The sequence below is a fragment of the Variovorax sp. J2L1-78 genome (assembly GCF_030317205.1).
GTDB lineage: Bacteria > Pseudomonadota > Gammaproteobacteria > Burkholderiales > Burkholderiaceae_C > Variovorax > Variovorax arabinosiphilus.
This window is the reverse complement of sequence record NZ_JASZYB010000001.1, coordinates 1,152,710-1,172,270: the sequence shown is the minus strand read 5'-3', so window position 1 is coordinate 1,172,270 and position 19,561 is coordinate 1,152,710. Positions and strand designations below refer to the sequence as shown.

Here is a 19,561-nt window from a genome sequence, read left to right as displayed (position 1 = left end):
CGGTGCTTCCTTCCGGCGAGCACACCCTCCATTTTGACAGCGGAGCTTTTTTCTCATGACGACCCCCTCCAACATCCGAGTCGAACGCGACACCTTCGGCCCCATCGAGGTCCCTGCCGACAAGCTGTGGGGGGCGCAGACGCAGCGCTCGCTGCAGAACTTCGACATCTCCGGCGAGACGCAGCCCAAGGAGATCATCAAGGCGCTGGCGCAGGTCAAGCGCGCCTCGGCGGTGGTGAACCACGCGCTCGGCCTGCAGGACGAGAAGAAGACGCAGGCCATCGTGGCGGCGGCCGACGAGGTCATCGCGGGCGAGCACCCGGGCGAGTTTCCGCTGGTCGTGTGGCAGACGGGCTCGGGCACGCAGACCAACATGAACGTCAACGAGGTGCTGGCCAACCGCGCCAGCGAGATCCTCGGCGGCGAGCGCGGGGAAGGGCGCCTGGTGCATCCGAACGACGACGTGAACCGCAGCCAGTCGAGCAACGACGTGTTCCCGACCGCGATGCACGTCGCAGCGGTCGAGGCGCTCACCCACAAGCTGCTGCCGGCCATCGCCAAGCTGCGCGACACGCTCGAGGCGAAGTCGATCGCCTTCATGGACATCGTGAAGATCGGCCGCACCCATCTGCAGGACGCGACACCGCTCACGCTGGGCCAGGAGTTCTCGGGCTACGTGGCGCAGTTGGCGCACGGCGAGGCGCATGTGCGCGCCGCGCTGCCGCACCTGAGCGAACTGGCGTTGGGCGGCACGGCGGTCGGCACGGGCCTGAACGCACCGAAGGGCTACGCCGAACAGGTCGCAGCTGAACTCGCCAAGCTCACGGGCCTGCCTTTCGTCACCGCACCGAACAAGTTCGAGGCGATGGCGTCGGTTGACGCGCTGGTGCACGCGCACGGCGCGCTCAAGACGCTGGCGGCCAGCCTGATGAAGATCGCCAACGACGTGCGCTGGCTGGCCAGCGGACCGCGCAGCGGCATCGGCGAACTGAGCATTCCGGAGAACGAACCCGGTTCGTCGATCATGCCGGGCAAGGTCAACCCGACGCAGAGCGAGGCGGTCACGATGCTGGCCGCGCAGGTCTTCGGCAACGATGTCGCCATCAACTTCGGTGGTGCCTCGGGCAACTTCGAGCTCAACGTGTTCCGCCCGATGGTGGCGCACAACTTCCTGCAGAGCGTGCGCCTGCTGGCCGACGGCATGGTGAGCTTCAACGACCATTGCGCCGTGGGCATCGAGCCCAACCGCGAGCGCATCACGGAACTGGTCCAGCGCTCGTTGATGCTGGTGACCGCGCTCAACACGCACATCGGCTACGACAAGGCCGCCTACATCGCCAAGAAGGCGCACAAGGAAGGCACCAGCCTGCGCGAAGCGGCCGTGGCGTCCGGCCACCTCACCGGCGAGCAGTTCGACCAGTGGGTGGTGCCGGAGAACATGACCGGGCGCTGAACAGGCGCGGCCGAAGGCGACGCTATCGTTGGCCGGCGGCCAGTTCCTGCGTGATCCGCAGGAAGCGGTCGACATCGGCCATCGTGTGGCAGTGCAGCGGCGAGATACGCACCGCGCCCTCGAGGCCGAAGGATTCCAGCATCCGCTTCGAGTAGATGCTGCTCGCGACCCGCTCGTAGACGGTGACGCCGCGCTGCGCGTAGGCTTGCACCGCCTGCGTGTAGTCGAGCGCGTCGAAGCCGATGCCGATGATCAGGTCGCGCTTCGTCAGGTCGCCGTGGTCGAGGAACACCTGCACGCCGTCCATCCGGCGCAGGCCGGGCACGGCCTCGCTGCCGTCGAGCAGCCGGGCCAGCAGCGCGCGTTCGTGCAGTTCGATGTGCTCGATGCCCGCGGCGAAAAGCGTTCGGCGATCGCTCGCGGCCGAGAACTGGCGGCCGATCCAGCAGACGTAGTCGACGATCTCGGTGAGCACGGCGAACTGCCAGGGCGCAGAACTGCCCAGGTCCCAGAAGTCGGGCGGCTTGCCGCCGAGCTTGTGGTGCGGCAGCACGGCGGCCCGGTCGGAAACCCAGGCGATGCCCGAGCCGCGGCAGCCGAAGAACTTGTACGGCGCGATGTTGATGCCGTCGATCGGCGTCTTCTGCAGGTCGATGAGACCATGCGGCGCGTGCTGCACCGCATCGACCACGATGTACAGATCCGGCTTCACGGCGCGCGCGCGCCGCACGATCTCCTCGATGTCGAGCTTGGCGCCCGAGATGTTCGACGCGTAGATCACGTTGAGCAGCACCGTGTCGGCATCGATCAGGCGCACGATCTCCTCGACATCGACGCCACCCGTCGCCGGGTTGCTTTTGGCGACCCGCAGTTCGCGGCCGAGCCGCTGGGCGTACATCGACATCGCGTCGAACGACGAGGGGTGCTCCAGCGCCGTCGTGACCATGTTCGTTCCAGGCACGTTCTCGGCGATGGCGCGCACCATGTCGAACATCGCGCCCGAGGCGGTGAGCGACGCGTAGACGCTGCCGCCTTGCGCGTTGAGGATCACGCGGACGTCGTCGACGGCCCTCGCCTGGATCGTCTTGAGTTCCTCGGCGATGTCGTGGATGCGCTCCGCGTTGTCGGGGATGGCGTCGATCTGCACGAAACGCTCGACCGCGGCCTTCAGGCGGAACGAGCCACCCGCGTTGTCGAAGTAGAGGCGCTCGCGCCCGCGGTGGTCGTGCTCGACGTTCAGGAAGCGCTGCCGGATCTGCTGCTGCAACGCATCGGCAAACAGAAGGCCCTGGGGATGGTGGGAGGACGTGGACATGCGAGGAGGGCGGGACGCGTCAGACGCCCTTGTTGTTCGGGTTCTGGAAGGCCTCGCGCACGGCGTCGGACATCGGGAAGTTCAGGTTCACGTTGCTCGGCGGGATCGGGCTGGTGAACCACTTGGCATAGAGCTGGGCCATGTCGCCCGACTTCATCAGGCCGCTGACGGTCTGGTCGACCAGCGCCTTGAACTGCGGATCGTTCTTGCGCAGCATGATGCCGTAGGGTTCCTGGCGCAGCACCACGTCCTTAAGGATCGTGTACTCGGCCGGGTTCGGCGCGGTGGCGATCAGGCCGGCGAGTTGCACGTCGTCCAGCACATAGGCCACGGCGCGGCCGCTGGCGAGCAACAGGAACGCATCGGCCGTGTCCTTGCCCGAGACCTCCTGCACGTCGATGTTCTCCGTCTTGCGGTAGCTGCGCAGCAGCTGGATCGAGGTGCTGCCGGTGACCGTCGCCACCGGCTTGCCGCCCAGGTCCGCGAGCGATTGGATGCCCGAACTCTTCTTGACCGCGACGGTGATGTTCGTGACGAAGTGGCTCGGCGCGAAGTCGACCTGCTGCTGCCGCGCGACCGAGTTCGTGGTGGTGGCGCAGTCCAGGTCGACCGTGCCGTTCTGCATCAGCGGGATGCGGTTGGTGGAGGTCAGCGTCGTGTACTGCACGCGAAGGTTGGGCAGGCCGAGCTTGGCCTTCACGGCATCGACGATCTTCAGGCAGATGTCGTTGGAGAAGCCGATGGGCTCGCTGGCACTGCCGAGCTTGTACGAGAACGGGATGGAGCTGTCGCGGCTGCCGATCTGGATCGTGCCGCTCGCCTTGATCTTGCTGAGCGTGTCGGAATCTTGAGCGACGGCATTCGAGGCGAGGAGCGCAGCGCCAAGGGCGATGGCGAGAGGCTGGCGGAAGTTCATGGGCATCTTTCAGGGAAGGCGTTGAAGAGCTGGTGCCCGAATTCTGGAAGTGCCTACATATTTAAAAAAGCGATTTTTTGTGCTGGAATCGGATCACTCAAAGTGTTCTATTCAACGTTGCCCGCACAGGAAACGCACCGTGATGACCTTCAAGCAACTCGAGGCCCTGTTCTGGATCGCCCAGCTGGGCGGCTTCGGGCCGGCGGCGCACAAGCTCAACACCTCCCAGTCGGCCGTGTCCAAACGCGTGCACGAGCTGGAACGGCTGTTCGACACCGAACTCTTCGACCGCCGCCTGCGCACGGCCCGACTGACCGAGAAAGGCGAGGAGATGTTCTTGCTCGCCAAGAAGCTGCTGCAGCAGCGCGACGCCGCGGTCGAGCAGTTCGGCAAGCCGGAGGTCCTCGAACGCCGGGTGCGCATCGGCGTGACGGAGCTGACCGCGATGACCTGGCTGCCGCGGCTGGTCGGGCTGATCCAGCAGCACTACCCGAAGGTCACGATCGAGCCTGACGTGGACGACAGCCTGTCGTTGCGCGACAAGCTCCTCGCGGACGAACTGGACCTGATCATGGTGCCCGATGCCTTCGCCGACGCACGCATCCCGGGAAAGGCGATCGGCAAGGTGGACAGCGCGTGGATGTGCAAACCCGGGCTGGTGCCCGCGGCCGGCCCGGTGCGGCTGCACGAACTGGCGCGCTACCGGATGCTGGTACAGGGCAATGCGTCGGGCACCGGCCGCGTGTACGACGCGTGGATGAAGGAGCGCGGGGTCGAGCCCGCCAACATCATCGTGGTGAGCAACCTGGTGGCGCTGACCGGGCTCACCGTGTCGGGCCTGGGGGTGAGCTACCTGCCGCGGCAATGCCTCGAGCCGCTGGTCGCGGCCGGCATGCTGGCCGTGCTGGACGTGGCGCCGGCGCTGCCGCCGGTTCCCTATGTGGCCATGCACAAGGGCGAGCACCGCAGTGCGCTGACCGCCTCGATCATCATGCTCGCGCAGTCCTGCTGCGACTTCACGCGGATCTTCCAGGCCGAGCTGGAAGAGGCGGTGCCGTAGCCGCCGGGTCAGTGCTCCTTCGACATCAGCTTGTCGGTGTACGCGATGGCCATGGCCGAGAGCAGGAAGGTGATGTGGATCACCGTCTGCGCGATCAGCACCCGGTCGGTGTAGTTGCCGGCGTTGATGAAGGTCTTGAGCAGGTGGATCGAGCTGATGCCGATGATGGCGGTGGCCAGCTTCACCTTTAGCACCGACGCGTTCACGTGGCTGAGCCATTCGGGCTGGTCGCGGTGGCCTTCGAGGTCCATGCGGCTCACGAAGGTCTCGTAGCCGCCCACGATCACCATGATGAGCAGGTTGGAGATCATCACGACGTCGATCAGCGCCAGCACCACCAGCATGATCACCGTCTCGTTGAGTGCGGTGATCGGCGCATCGGTCTTGTAGCCGATGCTGCTGATCAGCGCCTGCAGCGCGGTCTGGCTCCCAAAGGCGGCTTCGACCAGATGCAGCAGTTCGACCAGGAAATGCACGACGTACACGCCCTGCGCGACGATCAAGCCAAGGTAGAGCGGCAGCTGCAACCAGCGGCTCGCGAAGATGAGCCGGGGCAGCGGCCGCATGGGCGAGGTGCGCCGGATGGCGGGCGGGTTCAGGGGATCGAAGGGGTCGGGGGTGGCCATCGGGGGAGACGAGGTGGGAGAGCACGAGAGCGGAAAGAGCCCGGATTCTAGGGTCGGCCCGCGTCCGCGCGGTGAAGCCCCTCTGCCGCCGCTACCATGTCCGTCAGTCATCCGTAAGTGCCGCGGCCGACATTACGGCCGCATTCCACCCTGGCAGGAGACAACAATGAGCCAAGCATCGAACATCGAATCCGTCCTGGTCGAGAACCGGGTGTTCCCGCCGCCGGCCGCCGCCGAAAGGGGCGCGCGCATCAGCGGCATGGCGGCCTACGAGGCGCTGTGCGCCGAGGCCGAGAAGACGCCCGACGCCTTCTGGAGCCGCCTGGCCCGCGAGAACTTGGCCTGGACGAAGCCCTTCACCCGCACGCTCGACGAATCGAACGCACCGTTCTACCGGTGGTTCGACGACGGCGAGCTCAACGCGTCGGCCAACTGCCTCGACAGGCACATGGGCACCCCGGTCGAGCACAAGACCGCGATCGTCTTCGAGGCCGACGACGGCGCCGTCACCACCATCAGCTACCGCGACCTGCTCACGCGCGTGAGCCGCTTCGCCAACGCGCTCAAGGCCGAAGGCATCCAGAAGGGCGACCGCGTCATCATCTACATGCCGATGACCATCGAAGGCGTGATCGCGATGCAGGCGTGCGCGCGCATCGGTGCCACGCACAGCGTGGTGTTCGGCGGCTTCTCGGCCAAGGCCCTGCAGGAACGCATCATCGATGCCGGCGCGGTGGCGGTCATCACCGCCAACTACCAGCTGCGCGGCGGCAAGGAGCTGCCGCTCAAGGCCATCGTCGATGACGGCATCGCGATGGGCGGCTGCGAATCCATCAAGAGCGTGCTGGTCTACGAGCGCACGCTGAGCGACTGGAAGCGCATCGAAGGCCGTGACAAGAGCTTCACCGAGGTGCTGAGCGCCATCGAGGGGCAGGACGAATGCGTGCCCGAGCCCGTGGGCGCCGAGCATCCCCTCTTCATCCTCTACACCTCGGGCTCGACCGGCAAGCCCAAGGGCGTGCAGCATGCCACCGGCGGCTACCTGCTGTGGGCCAAGCTCACGATGGACTGGACCTTCGACCTGCGGCCCGACGACGTCTTCTGGTGCACGGCCGACATCGGCTGGATCACCGGTCATACGTACGTCGCCTACGGCCCGCTGGCGGCCGGCGCGACGCAGGTGATCTTCGAAGGCGTGCCCACCTTCCCGCACGCGGGCCGCTTCTGGCAGATGATCGAGAGGCACAAGGTCAGCATCTTCTACACGGCGCCCACGGCGATCCGTTCGCTCATCAAGGCGGCCGAGTCCGACGAGAAGGTGCACCCGAAGAACTGGGACCTGTCGAGCCTGCGCATCCTTGGTTCGGTCGGCGAGCCGATCAATCCCGAAGCCTGGATGTGGTACCACCGGAACATCGGCCACGAGAAATGTCCGATCGTCGACACCTTCTGGCAGACCGAGACCGGTGGCCACGTCATCACGCCGCTGCCGGGCGCCACGCCGTTGGTGCCGGGCTCGTGCACGCTGCCGCTGCCGGGCATCGCGGCCGCCATCGTCGACGAGACCGGCAAGGATCTGCCCAACGGCGCGGGTGGCATGCTGGTCATCAAGCGGCCATGGCCCTCGATGATTCGCACCATCTGGAACGACCCGGAGCGCTTCAAGAAGAGCTATTTCCCCGAAGAGATGGGTGGCACGATCTACCTCGCCGGCGACGGCGCGGTGCGCAGCGAAGACCGCGGCTACTTCCGCATCACCGGCCGCATCGACGACGTGCTGAACGTCTCGGGCCACCGCCTGGGCACGATGGAGATCGAATCGGCCCTGGTCGCCAAGACCGACCTGGTGGCGGAAGCCGCGGTGGTCGGCCGTCCGGACGACGTGACCGGCGAGGCGGTGTGCGCCTTCGTCGTGCTCAAGCGCGGCCGCCCGACCAGCGACGAAGAGGCGAAGAAAATCGCGACCGAACTGCGCAACTGGGTGGCCAAGGAGATCGGCCCGATCGCCAAGCCCAAGGACATCCGCTTCGGCGAGAACCTGCCCAAGACGCGCAGCGGCAAGATCATGCGACGGCTGCTGCGTTCCATCGCCAAGGGCGAGGCGATCACGCAGGACACCTCGACGCTCGAGAACCCTGCCATCCTCGAGCAGTTGGGCCAGGCCTTCTGAAGACGGCCGTCGGCGCGCGGCGTCGGTGTCCGACAGGGGCGCCGACGCCGATGCGCTACAACCTCTCCTTCGACACAACCGTCTTCGGGAGAATCACATGGGAATAAGAACAGGCATCCTGCTTTTCGTGGTGCTGGTCATTGCAGCGCTGGCGGCGCTCAACTGGGGCACGCTCGCGATGCCGACGCTCATGTCGCTGGGCTTCATGCAGGTCACGGCACCGCTGGGCATGATCATGCTCGGGCTGACGGTGCTGCTGGGCATCCTCTTCGTCGCCTACGTGCTCTACTTGCAGGGGTCGGTGCTGCTGGAGACGCGCCGTCACACCAAGGAAATGCAGATTCAGCGGGACCTGGCCGACAAGGCCGAGGCGTCGCGCTTCACCGAGCTGCGCAATTTCCTGGAAGCCCAGGAGAACACCCACATGAGCCGCAACGCCGAACGTCACGCGGCGCTGATCGCGCGGGTCGAGCAGCTCGAGAACACGCTCGCCGCGCACGTCGGGCAGCTCGAAGACCGGCTGGACCGTCGCGCACCCGTGGCTGTGGTGCCGACCGCACCGGTCGCGCCGACCGTGATCACGCCGCCGGCACCGCGCTTCTGAGGGTTCGGCCCGGTTGCGGGCTGGCTACTTGGTCGACAGCACCCAGGCCGCGAGCTTCTTCGCGTCGGCTTCGCTCACCTGCGTGTTCGCCGGCATCGGCACCGGACCCCAGACGCCGGCGCCGCCCTTCATGATCTTGGTGGCCAGCAGGTCGGGCGCCGCCTTGTTGTCCTTGTAGCGCGCTGCGATGTCCTTGAACGACGGGCCGAGCACCTTGCGTTCGACCGCGTGGCAGCTCATGCAATTCTTGGAGGTGGCCAACGCCAGGTCGGCGAGGGCGGGTGCAGCGGCGCCGAGGCTCAGGGCAGCGAGCACAAATGCTCTTTTCATGGGGGGCGTTTCGTGGAGTCGGTGGGTTACATTCTTTCCGACGCATTGTAGGCAGGGCCACCCAGGCCCCACGCCCTTGCGGAGAACACACCGGAGGGTTGCGCAATGTGGTTCCTGATGCTGGGCGTGCTGGGCGCTCTCCTGAAATACCTCGAGATCGGCCCCGTGGCCCAGTGGTCGTGGTGGGTCGTGCTGATTCCCTTTGCGCTGGCGCTGGCGTGGTGGGCCTGGGCCGACTGGTCAGGCTATACCAAGCGCAAGGTCATCGAGCGCGAGAACGCCCGCAAGCAGGCACGCATCGACCGGCAGCGCAGCAACCTCGGGTTGCTGAGCAGCAAGTCGAACCGCTCAAAACGGCGTTGATCAGTACTTGTCGAGCACCGCGCCCGAGCTGGCGCTCGACGCATTGAAGGCGAACTTCGCCTGCACCCCGCGCGTGTAGCGCGGTGCCGGGGCCTTCCAGCCTTCGCGGCGCTTGGCGATCTCCGCCTCGGGCACGTTCAGTTCCAGCTTCAGCTCGTGCGCGTCGATGGTGATCGAGTCGCCCTCGTTCACGAAGGCGATGGTGCCGCCGGCATAGGCCTCGGGCGCCACGTGGCCGACCACCATGCCCCAGGTGCCGCCGGAGAAGCGGCCGTCGGTGATGAGGCCGACGCTTTCGCCCAGGCCCGCGCCGATCAATGCGCCCGTCGGTGCCAGCATCTCGGGCATGCCGGGGCCGCCCTTGGGGCCGAGGTAGCGCAGCACCATCACGTCGCCAGCCTTGATCTTGCCGTCGAGGATCGCCTTGAGGGCCGATTGCTCGTCGTCGAACACGCGCGCCGGCCCGGTGATGACGGGGTTCTTCAAGCCCGTGATCTTCGCGACCGCGCCTTCGGGCGACAGGTTGCCCTTGAGAATGGCCAGATGGCCTTCGGCATACATCGGCTTGTCGATCGGGCGGATCACGTCCTGGTCGGCGCGCGGCACGTCGGGCACGTCCTTGAGCACTTCCTCGATGGTCTGGCCGGTGATGGTCATCGCGTCGCCGTGCAGCAGGCCGGCCTTGAGCAACACCTTCATCACCTGCGGGATGCCGCCGGCGTTGTGCAGGTCGACCGCGAGGTACTTGCCCGAGGGCTTCAGGTCGCAGATCACCGGCACCTTCTTGCGCATGCGTTCGAAGTCGTCGATCGACCAGTCCACGCCGGCCGTGTGGGCGATGGCCAGGAAGTGCAGCACCGCGTTGGTCGAGCCGCCGGTGGCCATGATCACGGCCACCGCGTTCTCGATGGCCTTCTTGGTCACGATGTCGCGCGGCTTCAGGTCCTTCTTGATGGCCTCGATCAGCACCTTGGCCGATTCCTTGGCCGAGTTCTGCTTCTCGTCGTGCGGATTCGCCATGGTCGACGAATAGGGCAGCGACATGCCCAGGGCCTCGAAGGCGCTCGACATGGTGTTGGCGGTGTACATGCCGCCGCAGGAGCCGGTGCCGGGGATGGCGCGCTTCTCGATCTCCAGCAGGTCCTCGTCGCTCAGGTTGCCGGCGGCGTTCTGGCCGACGGCTTCGAACACGCTCACGATGTTCAGGTCCTGGCCCTTGTAGCGGCCGGGGAGGATGGTGCCGCCGTAGACGTAGATGGCCGGCACGTTGGCGCGCAGCATGCCCATCATGCCGCCGGGCATGTTCTTGTCGCAGCCGCCGACCACCAGCACGCCGTCCATCCACTGGCCGCCGACGCAGGTCTCGATGCAGTCGCTGATGACCTCGCGGCTGACCAGCGAGTACTTCATGCCCTCGGTGCCCATGGCCATGCCGTCGGAAATGGTCGGCGTGCCGAACACCTGTGCGTTGCCGCCGGCTTCCTCGATGCCCTCGATGGCCGCATCGGCCAGCTTCTGCAGGCCCGAGTTGCAGGGCGTGATGGTGCTGTGGCCGTTGGCCACGCCGACCATGGGCTTCTTGAAGTCGCTCTCTTCGTAGCCCATCGCGTAGTACATCGAGCGGTTCGGGGCGCGGCTCTTGCCTTCGACGATGTTCGCGCTGCGGCGATTGATCTGGAGGGGTGTGGTGGCCATGGTGGTCTCTTGTCGTGGGTTGGCGGGAACGGCGCCAAGTATCCGCCCTTTGATTGATTGCTTCCAATCCATTTTGGAAGGCCGATTGATATGCTCGGCCTATGAAGGAAACCCTCATCGACCTGCGGGCCTGGCGCCAGTTCGTGGCCGTTGCCGAAGAGCTGCACTTCGGCCGCGCGGCGCAGCGCCTGCACATGACGCAGCCGCCCGTCACCCAGGCCATCGCGCAGCTCGAGAAGACGCTGGGCATCGTGCTGTTCGACCGCACCCGCCGCCGCGTGGCGCTCACGCCGGCCGGGGAAGCACTGCTGCCCGACGTACGCGACATGCTCGAGCGCGCCCAGGCGCTGCCGGCGCGGGCGCGGGCGGCAGCGGCGGGGGAGGTCGGGCGCGTGCGCCTGGCCTTCGTCTCGACCATCGGCTTCGAGCGGTTGCCGGTGTGGGTGCGCGAGTTCCGCGTGCTGTGTCCCGAGGTGGCGCTGGAACTGGTCGAGGCCACCGGCGACGTGCAGCTCGAAGGCTTCGCGCGCGGCGAGATCGATGCCGGCCTGATGCTGCATTCCCCAGGCTTCGCGCCGCCCGGCCTGGAGCGCCTGCCGGTGGCCGACGAGCCGCTGGTGCTGGCGCTGCCCGCCGCGCACCCGCTGGCGCGCGCCGATCGGCTGGCGCTGGCCGATGTGCTGGCCGAGCCGCTGGTGATGTTCCCGCGCCGCATCGTGCCGTCGCTGCACGACGCCATCCTCGGGCTGTACCACGCGGCCGGCCGGTCGCCGGTCGTGTCGCAGGAGGCGATCCAGATGCAGACCATCGTCAACCTGGTCTGGGGCGGGCTCGGCGTGGCCTGGGTGCCCGAGAGCGTGACGCAGTTCCGACGGGCCGGCGTGGTCTACCGGGCGGCCGATGCCTTCGCGCCGGCGGGGCGCCGCCAGAAGGCCGCGCCGCTGCCGCGCTGCGAGACCAGCCTCGTCTGGCCCGCCGCGGCCGACAACGCCGCACTCGACCGGTTCGTCCGCTTCGTGGCCGAGCGCGGGCTGCCCCCGACGTCGCCGAAGCGGCACACGGCATAGGCACAATCGCCCGATGCTCATGTACCCCCACATCGACCCGATCGCCCTCCAGCTCGGGCCCCTGGCCATCCACTGGTACGGCCTGACCTACCTCGCCGCCTTCGGGCTGTTCTTCTTCCTCGGCACCCGCCGGCTCGGCCACGAGCCATACCGGTCGCTCGCCGCGCAGGGCGTCTGGAGCCGAAAGGACGTGGAGGACATCCTCTTCCTCGGCGTGCTCGGCGTGATCGTCGGCGGGCGCCTCGGCTACTGCCTGTTCTACAAGCCGGGCTACTACCTGACCCACCCGCTGGAGATCTTCATGGTCTGGCAGGGCGGCATGAGCTTCCACGGCGGCCTGCTCGGCGTGATCGCGTCGATGGTGTGGTTCGCCAGGTCGCGTGCGCGGCCCTTCTGGCAGGTGATGGACTTCGTCGCGCCCTGCGTGCCGACCGGGCTGGCCGCCGGACGCGTGGGCAACTTCATCAATGGCGAGCTGTGGGGCCGGTTCAGCAGCCCCGACCTGCCATGGGGCATGGTGTTCCCGCAGAGCGGCTCGATGCTGCCGCGGCACCCGTCGCAGGTCTACCAGTTCCTGCTCGAGGGGCTGCTGCTCTTCGTCATCCTCTGGCTCTACGCCCGCAAGGAACGCCTCGAGCGCCGCGTGTCGGCCGTGTTCCTGATCGGCTACGGCGCGATGCGCTTCATCGCCGAGTATTTCCGCGAGCCCGACGATTTCCTCGGCCTGCTGGCGCTCAACATGAGCATGGGCCAGTGGCTGTGCGTGCCGATGATCGCCTTCGGGCTCTGGCTCTACGCCACGGCGCCGAAGCGGCGCGTGGCCTGAAGCCGGGTCGCGGTGACGTGGATCAGATGCAGCGGAACATGACGCCGGTTTCGCCGGGCGCCCGCTCCAGGATCTGCGCCGTCTGGCCCTTCTGCTGGCAGTAGCCCACGGCATCGGCCGTGCTCGGCGCGCGCGTCCGGCCATTCGGGTAGGTGACGACTTCGTAGGCCGGGGTGCCGCAGCCCGCGAGGGCGCCGGCGAGCGGCAGGACGTACAGGAGCGGGCGGAGAGAGAAGGCGTGGGCTCGGTTCATCCGTCCGATTCTGGCGCAGTCGGTCCGACGGGTGGGCGCCGCCGGTGAAAGCACGCCAGTCCGCCCTGGACACTGTCAGCCTGCGAGCCGCAGCGCCGACGCGAAGCGGCGGGCCGTGCCGCTCAGCGGGTCGATGAATTCCAGCGTCTTGGCCAGCAGCTGCAGCGGCTGGTCGTAGCGCTCGCTGCCCACCGGCAGCCACGTCGGGTAGATCGGGTCGTTGACGATGGGCATGCCCAGCGCGGCGCAGTGCACGCGCAGCTGGTGCGTGCGGCCGGTCACGGGCGACAGGCGCAGCCGCGCACGGTCGGTGCCCCGCATCTCCAGCAGCTCGAAGCGGGTTTCCGAGTTCGGCTCGCCCGGTGCCTCCCACACCGGCATCTTGCCCTTGATGCTCTCGAGGCGGCTTCGGTAGACCGGTGCCAGCGTGTGCCCGGCCGGCCAGTGCACGACCGCCTCGTAGCTTTTTTCGACGCGGCGTTCCGCGAAGAGCGCCTGGTAGGCGCCCCGTGTCGCGGGATCGAGGCTGAAGAGCACCAGGCCCGCCGTGCTGCGGTCGATGCGGTGCACCGGTACCAGCGTGTCGATGCCCAACTGCCGCTTCAACCGGACCAACAGGGTTTCCTGCACGTACTGGCCACCGGGCGTGACCGGCAGGAAATGCGGCTTGTCGGCGACCAGCAGATGCGCGTCCTGGAACAGCACCTGCGCTTCGTAGGGAATGCGCGGTTCGTCGGCGAGCGTGCGGTAGTAGTAGAGACGCTGGTGGCCGCGGTACGGCGCATCGGGCCCGATCGGGCGGGCGGCGTCGTCGACCACGTCGCCCGCCTGCATGCGGTCGCGCCACGACGCTTCGGTCACGGCCGGAAAGCGCTCCACGAAAAAGTCGAGCATGGTCGGCCAGGGGCCGGCCGGCAGGCCGACGGTGCTGGGGCCGACGCCGTCACGTGTCGGCAGGGGCGGTGGCGAGGATGGGGTTGGCGGGACGGAGGAGCGACGCACGATGCCCCGAATGTACCGGGCAGGCGCCCCCGGTCACGGCTGGTGGAAGGGCTGGCCGACCGCCGCGGGCATGCGCGCTCCACGCCCCAGCCCGGCCAGGATCGCCAGTGCCGCGAGGTACGGCGTCATCTGGATCACATAGGACGACACCGGCAGGCTGAAGGCCTGCACGCGCAGCGACAGCGCCTCGGCCGCCCCGAAGAGCAGGCAGGCCAGCACACTGCCGCCCGGCATCCAGCGGCCGACGATGATGGCGGCCAGCGCCAGGTAGCCGCGGCCGCTGGTCATGCCGTCGGTGAAGGTGCCGACCTGCTGCAGCGAAAGCACCGCGCCCCCCAGTCCGGCCAGCGCACCGCCGCCGACGATGGCCGCGATGCGCACCCGCGTGGGGTCGGCACCGGCGGCGAAGGCGGCCAGCGGGTTCTCGCCGACGGCGCGCAGCGTGAGGCCGGCGCGGCTGCGAAAGAGGAACAGCGCCAGCGGCACGATCAACGCGAAGGCCAGGTAGGTGAGCGGCGGTTGCCGAAACAGCAACGGGCCGACCCACGGCAGGGCCGACAGGCCCGGCACCGACCACACCTCCAGCAGCGGCACGCGGATCGCTGCACCGCCGTCGCGGCCGCCGGTGATCATCCGCACCAGGAAGCTGGTGAGCCCCAGCGCCAGGATGTTCGCGGCGATGCCTGTGACCATGTGCTCGGTGTGAAAGCGCGTGGTCGCGATGGCCACGACCAGCGCCATCGCCATCCCGGCGAGCGCGCTGGCCGCCAGGCCGACACCCGCATTCGAGGCTGAATGCGTGACCACCACGCCCAGGAAGGCGCCGGCCAGCATCTGCCCTTCGAGGCCGACCGCGAAGGTGCCGCTGCGCTCGCACAGGATGCCGCCGAGCGCGGCGAAGATCAGCGGCGTGGCGATGCGCAGGCTGGCGGCCAGGAAGTCGAGAAGCACGGCGGGTTCCATGGTTCAGGTCCTGTCGCGGCTCGAGCGGCCGATGCCGCACAGCACGAAGATCATCGTCAGGCCCTGGATGACCAGCACCAGGGACGAGGGCACGCCGACCTGCCGCTGCATCGCGAGCGCGCCGGTTTCCAGAAAGCCGAAGAACAGCGCCGACGGCAGTACGTAGAGCGGATTGAGCGCCCCCATCAGCGCGATGGCCACCGCGTTGAAGCCGAAGCCGGCCGAGAAGCCCTCGATCAGCCGGTAGTGCACGCCCAGGCATTCGATGGCGCCCGCCAGGCCGGCCAGCGCGCCGGCCGTGCCCATCAGCCCGAACACCGCCCGGCCATGCGACACGCCGGCATAGCGCGCGGCCGGCAGGCTGGCGCCCACCACCCGCCAGCGAAAGCCCAGCGTGGTGCGCCACAACAGATGGTTCGCGCCGAGGGCCGCGGCCACTGCGATGGCGATGCCCAGGTGCAGGTCGGTCCCCGGCACCAGCTTCGGCAGCCAGGCCGCCGCATCGAAGAGCGGCGACTGCGGAAAGCCCGCGCCTTCCTCGCCCATGCGGCCGTGCAGCAGTTCGGCCACCAGCAGCAGGGCAACGAAGTTCAGCAGCAGCGTGACCAGCACCTCGTGCACGCCGCGCGTCACGCGGATCGTCGCGGCCAGCCCGGCCCAGGCCGCACCGCCAGCGGCGCCGGCGGCCAACGCCAGCGGCAGCAGCAGCCAGGCCGGCAGGCCTGTCGCGAACAGCGCCACGGCCGATGCCGCGGCGCCGCCGAGCGCGAGCTGCCCTTCGGCGCCGATGTTGATGACCCGGCCGCGAAAGCACAGCGCGATGCCGACCGCGCACAGCAGATAGGGCGTCGTCTTGTTCAGCCCCACGACCACGCGGTCCCAGCCGCCGAGCGCACCCGTCAGCAAGTGGTAGTAGGCCGTGAGCGGGTTCTTGCCGGCCAGCAGGATGAGCATGGCCGTGAGCAGGAAGGCCATGCCGACCGAGGCCGCGGCGCGCCACAGGGCGCCTGCACGTCGGGCGGCAACCAGCAGGTCGGGAAGGCACCAGGCGGCGCGGGTGGACGACGCGGGCGTGCTCATGGACTCACCGCCTGCAGCGCCCCGGCCATGGCCAAGCCGATGCGTTCGATATCGGCTTCGGCACGCGGCACCAGGTCGACGACGCGGCCTTCCGACAGCACGCCGACGCGGTCGCCGACGGCCAGCACTTCCTCGAGCTCCGACGAGATGTAGAGCACCGCCGTGCCCTGGTCGCGCAGGCGGCGCAGGCGGTCGATCACGAACTGGGTGGCGCCGGGATCGAGCCCCCAGGTCGGCTGGAAGGCGATGACGACCTCGGGCTGCCGACCCAGTTCCCGCGCCAGCGCCACCTTCTGCTGGTTGCCGCCGGACAGCGTTCGCGCGGGGGCGTCGGGCGAAGCGGCGCGCACGTCGAAGTCGCGCATGCGTTCGATCGAGAGCCGCCGCGCCGCGCCGCGCTGGATGCGGCCCAGGCGCGAGTAGGGCGCCCGGCCCACGTCGCGCAGCATCAGGTTCTCCTCGATCGACATGCCCTGGACCAGGCTGGTGCCGGCGCGGTCGGCCGGGATGTAGGCGATGCCGGCGGCCAGGCGCTGCGCCGCGTCGCCACGCGTGATGTCGACCTCGTCCATCAGGATCCGACCGCGCGTCGGCCGCGCGAGGCCGGCGAGCGCGTCGGCCAGTTCACCCTGGCCGTTGCCGTCGATGCCGGCCAGCGCGAGGATCTCGCCGGCTCGCAGGTCGAAGCTGGCGTCTTTCAGGCGTTCGACGCCGCTCGCATCGCGCGCCGCCAGCGCGCGCACTTGCAGGCGCAGGCGGCCGGCCGCGGTCGCTGCGGCCGGCGGTGCGGCGGCCACGGCGGATGTCTCGCGGCCGACCATCAGCCGCGCCAGCGACGCCCGCGTGGCGCCGGCCACCGCGGCGGCGCCGGCCACCTGGCCATCGCGCAGCACCACCACCTGGTCCGCCACCGCCAGCACCTCGCCGAGCTTGTGGGTGATGAAGATCACCGCATGGCCCTCGGTGCGGAAGCGCCGCAGGAAGTCGAGCAGCCGCGCGATCTCCGGTGGCGACAGGATGGACGTGGGCTCGTCGAGGATCAGCAGGTGCGCGCCGCGCAGGATGGCCTTGAGGATCTCGACCCGCTGCTTCTCGCCGAGCGCGAGCTGCTCGACCCGCGCGTCGGGGTCGATCTCCAGCCCGTAGCGCGCCGCCGCGTCGCGCACCTGTGCCGCCACGCCGCGGCGGTCGAGCCAGGGGCCGGCGGCGCCGCTCCAGCCGAGCATCAGGTTCTCGGCCACCGTCATGGCCTCCACCAGCGTGAAGTGCTGGTGGATCATGGCGATGCCCGCCTGCAGCGCGGCCTTCGGGCGGCCGGTGTCGAGTTCGCGGCCGTCGTAGACGATGCCGCCCTCGTCGGGTCGCACCATGCCGAAGAGCACCTTCATCAGCGTGCTCTTGCCCGAGCCGTTCTCGCCCAGCAGGCCCACGATCTGCGCGGGCATCACCGTCAGGTCGACGCTGCGATTGGCCCGCACCGTGCCGTACGACTTGGAGATGCCGCGCATCTCCAGCAGCGCGCCGCTCACAGGCCGCCGCGTGCGTCTTCCTTGACGACGTTGACCTTCAGGGCCCCGCTGGCGAACTGCTTCTTCAGGCCGTCGATCTCGGCGATGACCTCCTTCGGCACGGCCGGGCCATAGGCCGCGTCCTTGCTGTACATCAGCTCGGCACCCGGGCTCTTGGCCTCGTAGCCGTAGGTGATCAGGGTGGGCTTGAGCGTGCCGGCACGCGCCTCGGCAGCGGCCGCCACGTACATGTCGTCCCACTTCTCGATGATGGCGGTCAGCACGTTGTGTGGCGCGGCTTCCACGTTGCCGAACGAGCGGCCGCTGGTGAACACGTTCTTCTCCTTGGCCGCCTGGATGATCCCGCTCTGGGCCGCGTTGAGCTTGCCGAAGACGAAGTCGGCACCGCCTGCGATGAGCGCCAGCGCGGCCTCCTTGGCCATGGCCGCGTCTTCCATGTCCTTGATGTAGATCACGCGCACCTCGGCGGTGGGCTTGACGCTTTTCACGCCCTGGCGGAAGCCGCCCACCTGTTGCACCACGTTCGGCAGGCCTTCGAGGCCGTTGACCGAGCCGATCTTGCCGGTCTTGGACATGCGCGCGGCCAGCACGCCCATGAGGTAGCCGACCTGGGCGTTGTCGTAGTCGACCGAGGTCACGTTCTTGCCCGCACCGGCGCCGCCCGAGCCCACGACGAAGGTGGTCTTCTCGAACTCGGGGCCGATGCGCTGTGCGGCCGAGAGAAAGCGACCCGAATGGCCGATGACGGGGTTGAAGCCGCGGCGTGCGTAGTCCTTCATCGTCTCGATGTGGTCGGCCGGCTGCACGTTCTCGGAGAAGGCGGTCTCGGTGCCCGCCGCCTTCATCTTGGCGATCGCGGCATAGCCGCTGGCGTTCCAGCTCTGGTCGTTGATCGAGCCGGGCAGGAGCAGGGCGACCTTGCCCTGCGCCGAGGCGTTCGGCAGGGCGGCGAGGCTCGCCACGGCCAGAAGCAGCAGGGTGGCGGCGCGTGCGGCGCGTGCGAAAGGGCGGATGGCAGCGGTGGGGGACATCGAGGACTCCGTGAGATGGGGTGCCAGGCTTGCGCAACATCCAGGCCAGCAGCGGCGCTCCAGGGCGCTCGTGACGGCGACGTCGGCACACCTTGCGCGTTCGGCGCGTGCATTCAGTTTTCACGCAATTCGAAGCGCCCCGGTGCCCATCCGGCACCGCGTCGCGCGCACGGCCGAAGCGGTGCATGGTGCCAACGGCGCCCCAAAAAAGACAGTGAGCTCCGGTCAGGCTTGGTGCATGGCGACGAGCTCGCCGCGCAGGTGTTCGGCGAAACGCGCCGATGCCACGGGCAGCACCCGGTCACGCAGCGTCATCAGCACCAGCCGGCTGGCCGGCAGGCTGCGCTCCTCGATCGGGACCGCGCGCAGGCGCGGGTCGCCGGCGGCGCCCAGCGCGATTTGGAAACTGACGCCGCCGGACTGACAGGCGAAGCTGCGCATCATCTCGAAGGAGTTGCAGACCAGCGCCGCGAGGGGCTGTTCCGACGCGTTTTCCAGCAGGTCGTCGATCACCCCACGCCCCGACAGGCTCCCGTCGGGCAGCGCGACGGGGTACTTCAGGCAGTCCTTGAGCCGTACGCTGGCGTGGCCGGCCAGCGGATGGTCGGCCGCGACCACCGCACAGGTGCGCTGCCGCGCCTGCGCGAGGATGCGCACGCCGCGGCCGGGCGGCGGGTTGAACACCAGCGCCAAATCGACCTCGAAGTCGAGCAGCGCCTGCACGGCGCGTTCGCGGTCGAGCACCTTGACGGCAAAGCTGACGCCCGGATGTTCCGCCTGGAAGTCGACCAGGGTGCGGGGCAGAAAGGCGGGCGCGAGCGCCTGGCTGACGGCCATCGACACGTCGCCGCGCCGCAGTCCCCGCAGCGACTCGATCTCGGAACGCACGTGGTCCAGGTCGGCGGCCCGCCGGCGCGCATAGCCCACGAACAGTTCCCCGGCCGCCGTCAGGCGCACCCCGCTGGGCAGGCGCTCGAAGATCGGCGTGTCCAGTTCGCGTTCGAGTTCCTTGATGCGCCGGTTGACCGCGGAGGCGGCCACGTGGAGCGCTTCTGCCGCACTGCGGATGGACCCGCAGCGCGCCACGGCGTCCACGTAGTCGAGGTAGCGGAGATGCTGCATCCCCCTGCGTTGCAATAGCGATGCCCGGCACCGGGCCGCCTTCGGAACAGGCCATTGCCTGACGCCGCAATGCGCCTTTGCGGGGTGTACCGCTGGGCCATGCGCTCTAGACTGAATGTACGGACCACTGCGACGGGGCGCGCGCGATGAAGCAAT

General features: G+C 68.6%; 19 protein-coding genes. 7 read left to right on the top strand and 12 right to left on the bottom strand.

Annotation, left to right across the window (positions count from 1 at the left end):
* Positions 1-55: 55 nt before the first annotated feature.
* Positions 56-1,453, top strand: a complete 1,398-nt coding sequence (fumC, locus tag QTH86_RS05675) for a class II fumarate hydratase (protein ID WP_286645637.1) — start codon at positions 56-58, stop codon at positions 1,451-1,453.
* Positions 1,454-1,475: 22 nt separating this feature from the next.
* On the opposite strand, the gene QTH86_RS05670 is transcribed toward fumC, so the two are convergent.
* Both QTH86_RS05670 and QTH86_RS05665 read right to left on the bottom strand, forming a co-directional pair.
* Positions 1,476-2,768: an aminotransferase class V-fold PLP-dependent enzyme gene (locus QTH86_RS05670; RefSeq protein WP_286645638.1), complete on the bottom strand. Its 1,293-nt coding sequence runs from the start codon at positions 2,766-2,768 to the stop codon at positions 1,476-1,478.
* Between the two features lie 19 nt (positions 2,769-2,787).
* A complete protein-coding gene (locus QTH86_RS05665; protein ID WP_286645639.1) occupies positions 2,788-3,684 on the bottom strand; it encodes an amino acid ABC transporter substrate-binding protein in 897 nt (298 codons plus the stop codon).
* Positions 3,685-3,826: 142 nt separating this feature from the next.
* On the opposite strand from QTH86_RS05665, the gene QTH86_RS05660 reads away from it, so the two are divergent.
* The gene (locus QTH86_RS05660; RefSeq protein WP_286645640.1) at positions 3,827-4,744 is read left to right on the top strand and encodes a LysR family transcriptional regulator; all 918 of its coding nucleotides are present in this window, start codon (positions 3,827-3,829) and stop codon (positions 4,742-4,744) included.
* A gap of 8 nt (positions 4,745-4,752) precedes the next feature.
* Here QTH86_RS05660 and QTH86_RS05655 read toward each other — a convergent pair whose 3' ends face one another.
* A complete protein-coding gene (locus QTH86_RS05655) occupies positions 4,753-5,370 on the bottom strand; it encodes a YqhA family protein (protein ID WP_286645641.1) in 618 nt (205 codons plus the stop codon).
* Between the two features lie 166 nt (positions 5,371-5,536).
* On the opposite strand from QTH86_RS05655, the gene acs reads away from it, so the two are divergent.
* Together acs and QTH86_RS05645 are read left to right on the top strand one after the other, a co-directional pair.
* On the top strand, positions 5,537-7,540 hold the full coding sequence (acs, locus tag QTH86_RS05650; RefSeq protein WP_286645642.1) for an acetate--CoA ligase: 2,004 nt from the start codon (positions 5,537-5,539) through the stop codon (positions 7,538-7,540).
* 97 nt (positions 7,541-7,637) lie between these two features.
* Positions 7,638-8,144 carry a LapA family protein gene (locus tag QTH86_RS05645; RefSeq protein WP_286645643.1) on the top strand — a complete coding sequence of 169 codons (507 nt, stop codon included), beginning with the start codon at positions 7,638-7,640 and terminating at the stop codon, positions 8,142-8,144.
* 24 nt (positions 8,145-8,168) lie between these two features.
* Here QTH86_RS05645 and QTH86_RS05640 read toward each other — a convergent pair whose 3' ends face one another.
* Positions 8,169-8,474: a c-type cytochrome gene (locus tag QTH86_RS05640; RefSeq protein WP_286645644.1), complete on the bottom strand. Its 306-nt coding sequence runs from the start codon at positions 8,472-8,474 to the stop codon at positions 8,169-8,171.
* A 105-nt stretch (positions 8,475-8,579) separates the two neighbouring features.
* Here QTH86_RS05640 and QTH86_RS05635 point away from each other — a divergent pair, with 105 nt between their 5' ends.
* Entirely contained in the window at positions 8,580-8,837 is a 258-nt protein-coding gene (locus tag QTH86_RS05635; protein WP_286645645.1) for a TIGR04438 family Trp-rich protein, read from the top strand.
* Here QTH86_RS05635 and ilvD read toward each other — a convergent pair whose 3' ends face one another.
* Positions 8,838-10,532: a dihydroxy-acid dehydratase gene (ilvD, locus tag QTH86_RS05630; RefSeq protein WP_286645646.1), complete on the bottom strand. Its 1,695-nt coding sequence runs from the start codon at positions 10,530-10,532 to the stop codon at positions 8,838-8,840.
* A 101-nt stretch (positions 10,533-10,633) separates the two neighbouring features.
* Here ilvD and QTH86_RS05625 point away from each other — a divergent pair, with 101 nt between their 5' ends.
* Entirely contained in the window at positions 10,634-11,599 is a 966-nt protein-coding gene (locus tag QTH86_RS05625; RefSeq protein WP_286645647.1) for a LysR family transcriptional regulator, read from the top strand.
* A gap of 13 nt (positions 11,600-11,612) precedes the next feature.
* Positions 11,613-12,425 (top strand): prolipoprotein diacylglyceryl transferase, encoded by an 813-nt coding sequence (gene lgt, locus QTH86_RS05620; RefSeq protein WP_286645648.1) that lies wholly within the window; start codon positions 11,613-11,615, stop codon positions 12,423-12,425.
* Between the two features lie 22 nt (positions 12,426-12,447).
* On the opposite strand, the gene QTH86_RS05615 is transcribed toward lgt, so the two are convergent.
* The 7 genes from QTH86_RS05615 to QTH86_RS05585 form a co-directional block, all read right to left on the bottom strand.
* On the bottom strand, positions 12,448-12,678 hold the full coding sequence (locus QTH86_RS05615; RefSeq protein ID WP_286645649.1) for a hypothetical protein: 231 nt from the start codon (positions 12,676-12,678) through the stop codon (positions 12,448-12,450).
* A 75-nt stretch (positions 12,679-12,753) separates the two neighbouring features.
* On the bottom strand, positions 12,754-13,572 hold the full coding sequence (locus QTH86_RS05610) for a pseudouridine synthase (protein ID WP_286645650.1): 819 nt from the start codon (positions 13,570-13,572) through the stop codon (positions 12,754-12,756).
* Between the two features lie 141 nt (positions 13,573-13,713).
* A complete protein-coding gene (locus tag QTH86_RS05605; protein WP_286645651.1) occupies positions 13,714-14,643 on the bottom strand; it encodes an ABC transporter permease in 930 nt (309 codons plus the stop codon).
* 3 nt (positions 14,644-14,646) lie between these two features.
* Positions 14,647-15,723, bottom strand: coding sequence for an ABC transporter permease (locus QTH86_RS05600; protein WP_286645652.1), 1,077 nt, complete (start codon positions 15,721-15,723; stop codon positions 14,647-14,649).
* On the bottom strand, positions 15,720-17,252 hold the full coding sequence (locus tag QTH86_RS05595) for an ABC transporter ATP-binding protein (protein ID WP_286645653.1): 1,533 nt from the start codon (positions 17,250-17,252) through the stop codon (positions 15,720-15,722). The genes QTH86_RS05600 and QTH86_RS05595 overlap by 4 nt, the downstream gene beginning before the upstream one ends.
* A complete protein-coding gene (locus QTH86_RS05590; RefSeq protein ID WP_286645654.1) occupies positions 17,249-18,283 on the bottom strand; it encodes a BMP family protein in 1,035 nt (344 codons plus the stop codon). Before QTH86_RS05590 ends, QTH86_RS05595 begins: the two co-directional genes overlap by 4 nt.
* A 225-nt stretch (positions 18,284-18,508) precedes the next feature.
* Positions 18,509-19,405 (bottom strand): LysR family transcriptional regulator, encoded by an 897-nt coding sequence (locus tag QTH86_RS05585; protein WP_286645655.1) that lies wholly within the window; start codon positions 19,403-19,405, stop codon positions 18,509-18,511.
* Between the last annotated feature and the right edge of the window lie 156 nt (positions 19,406-19,561).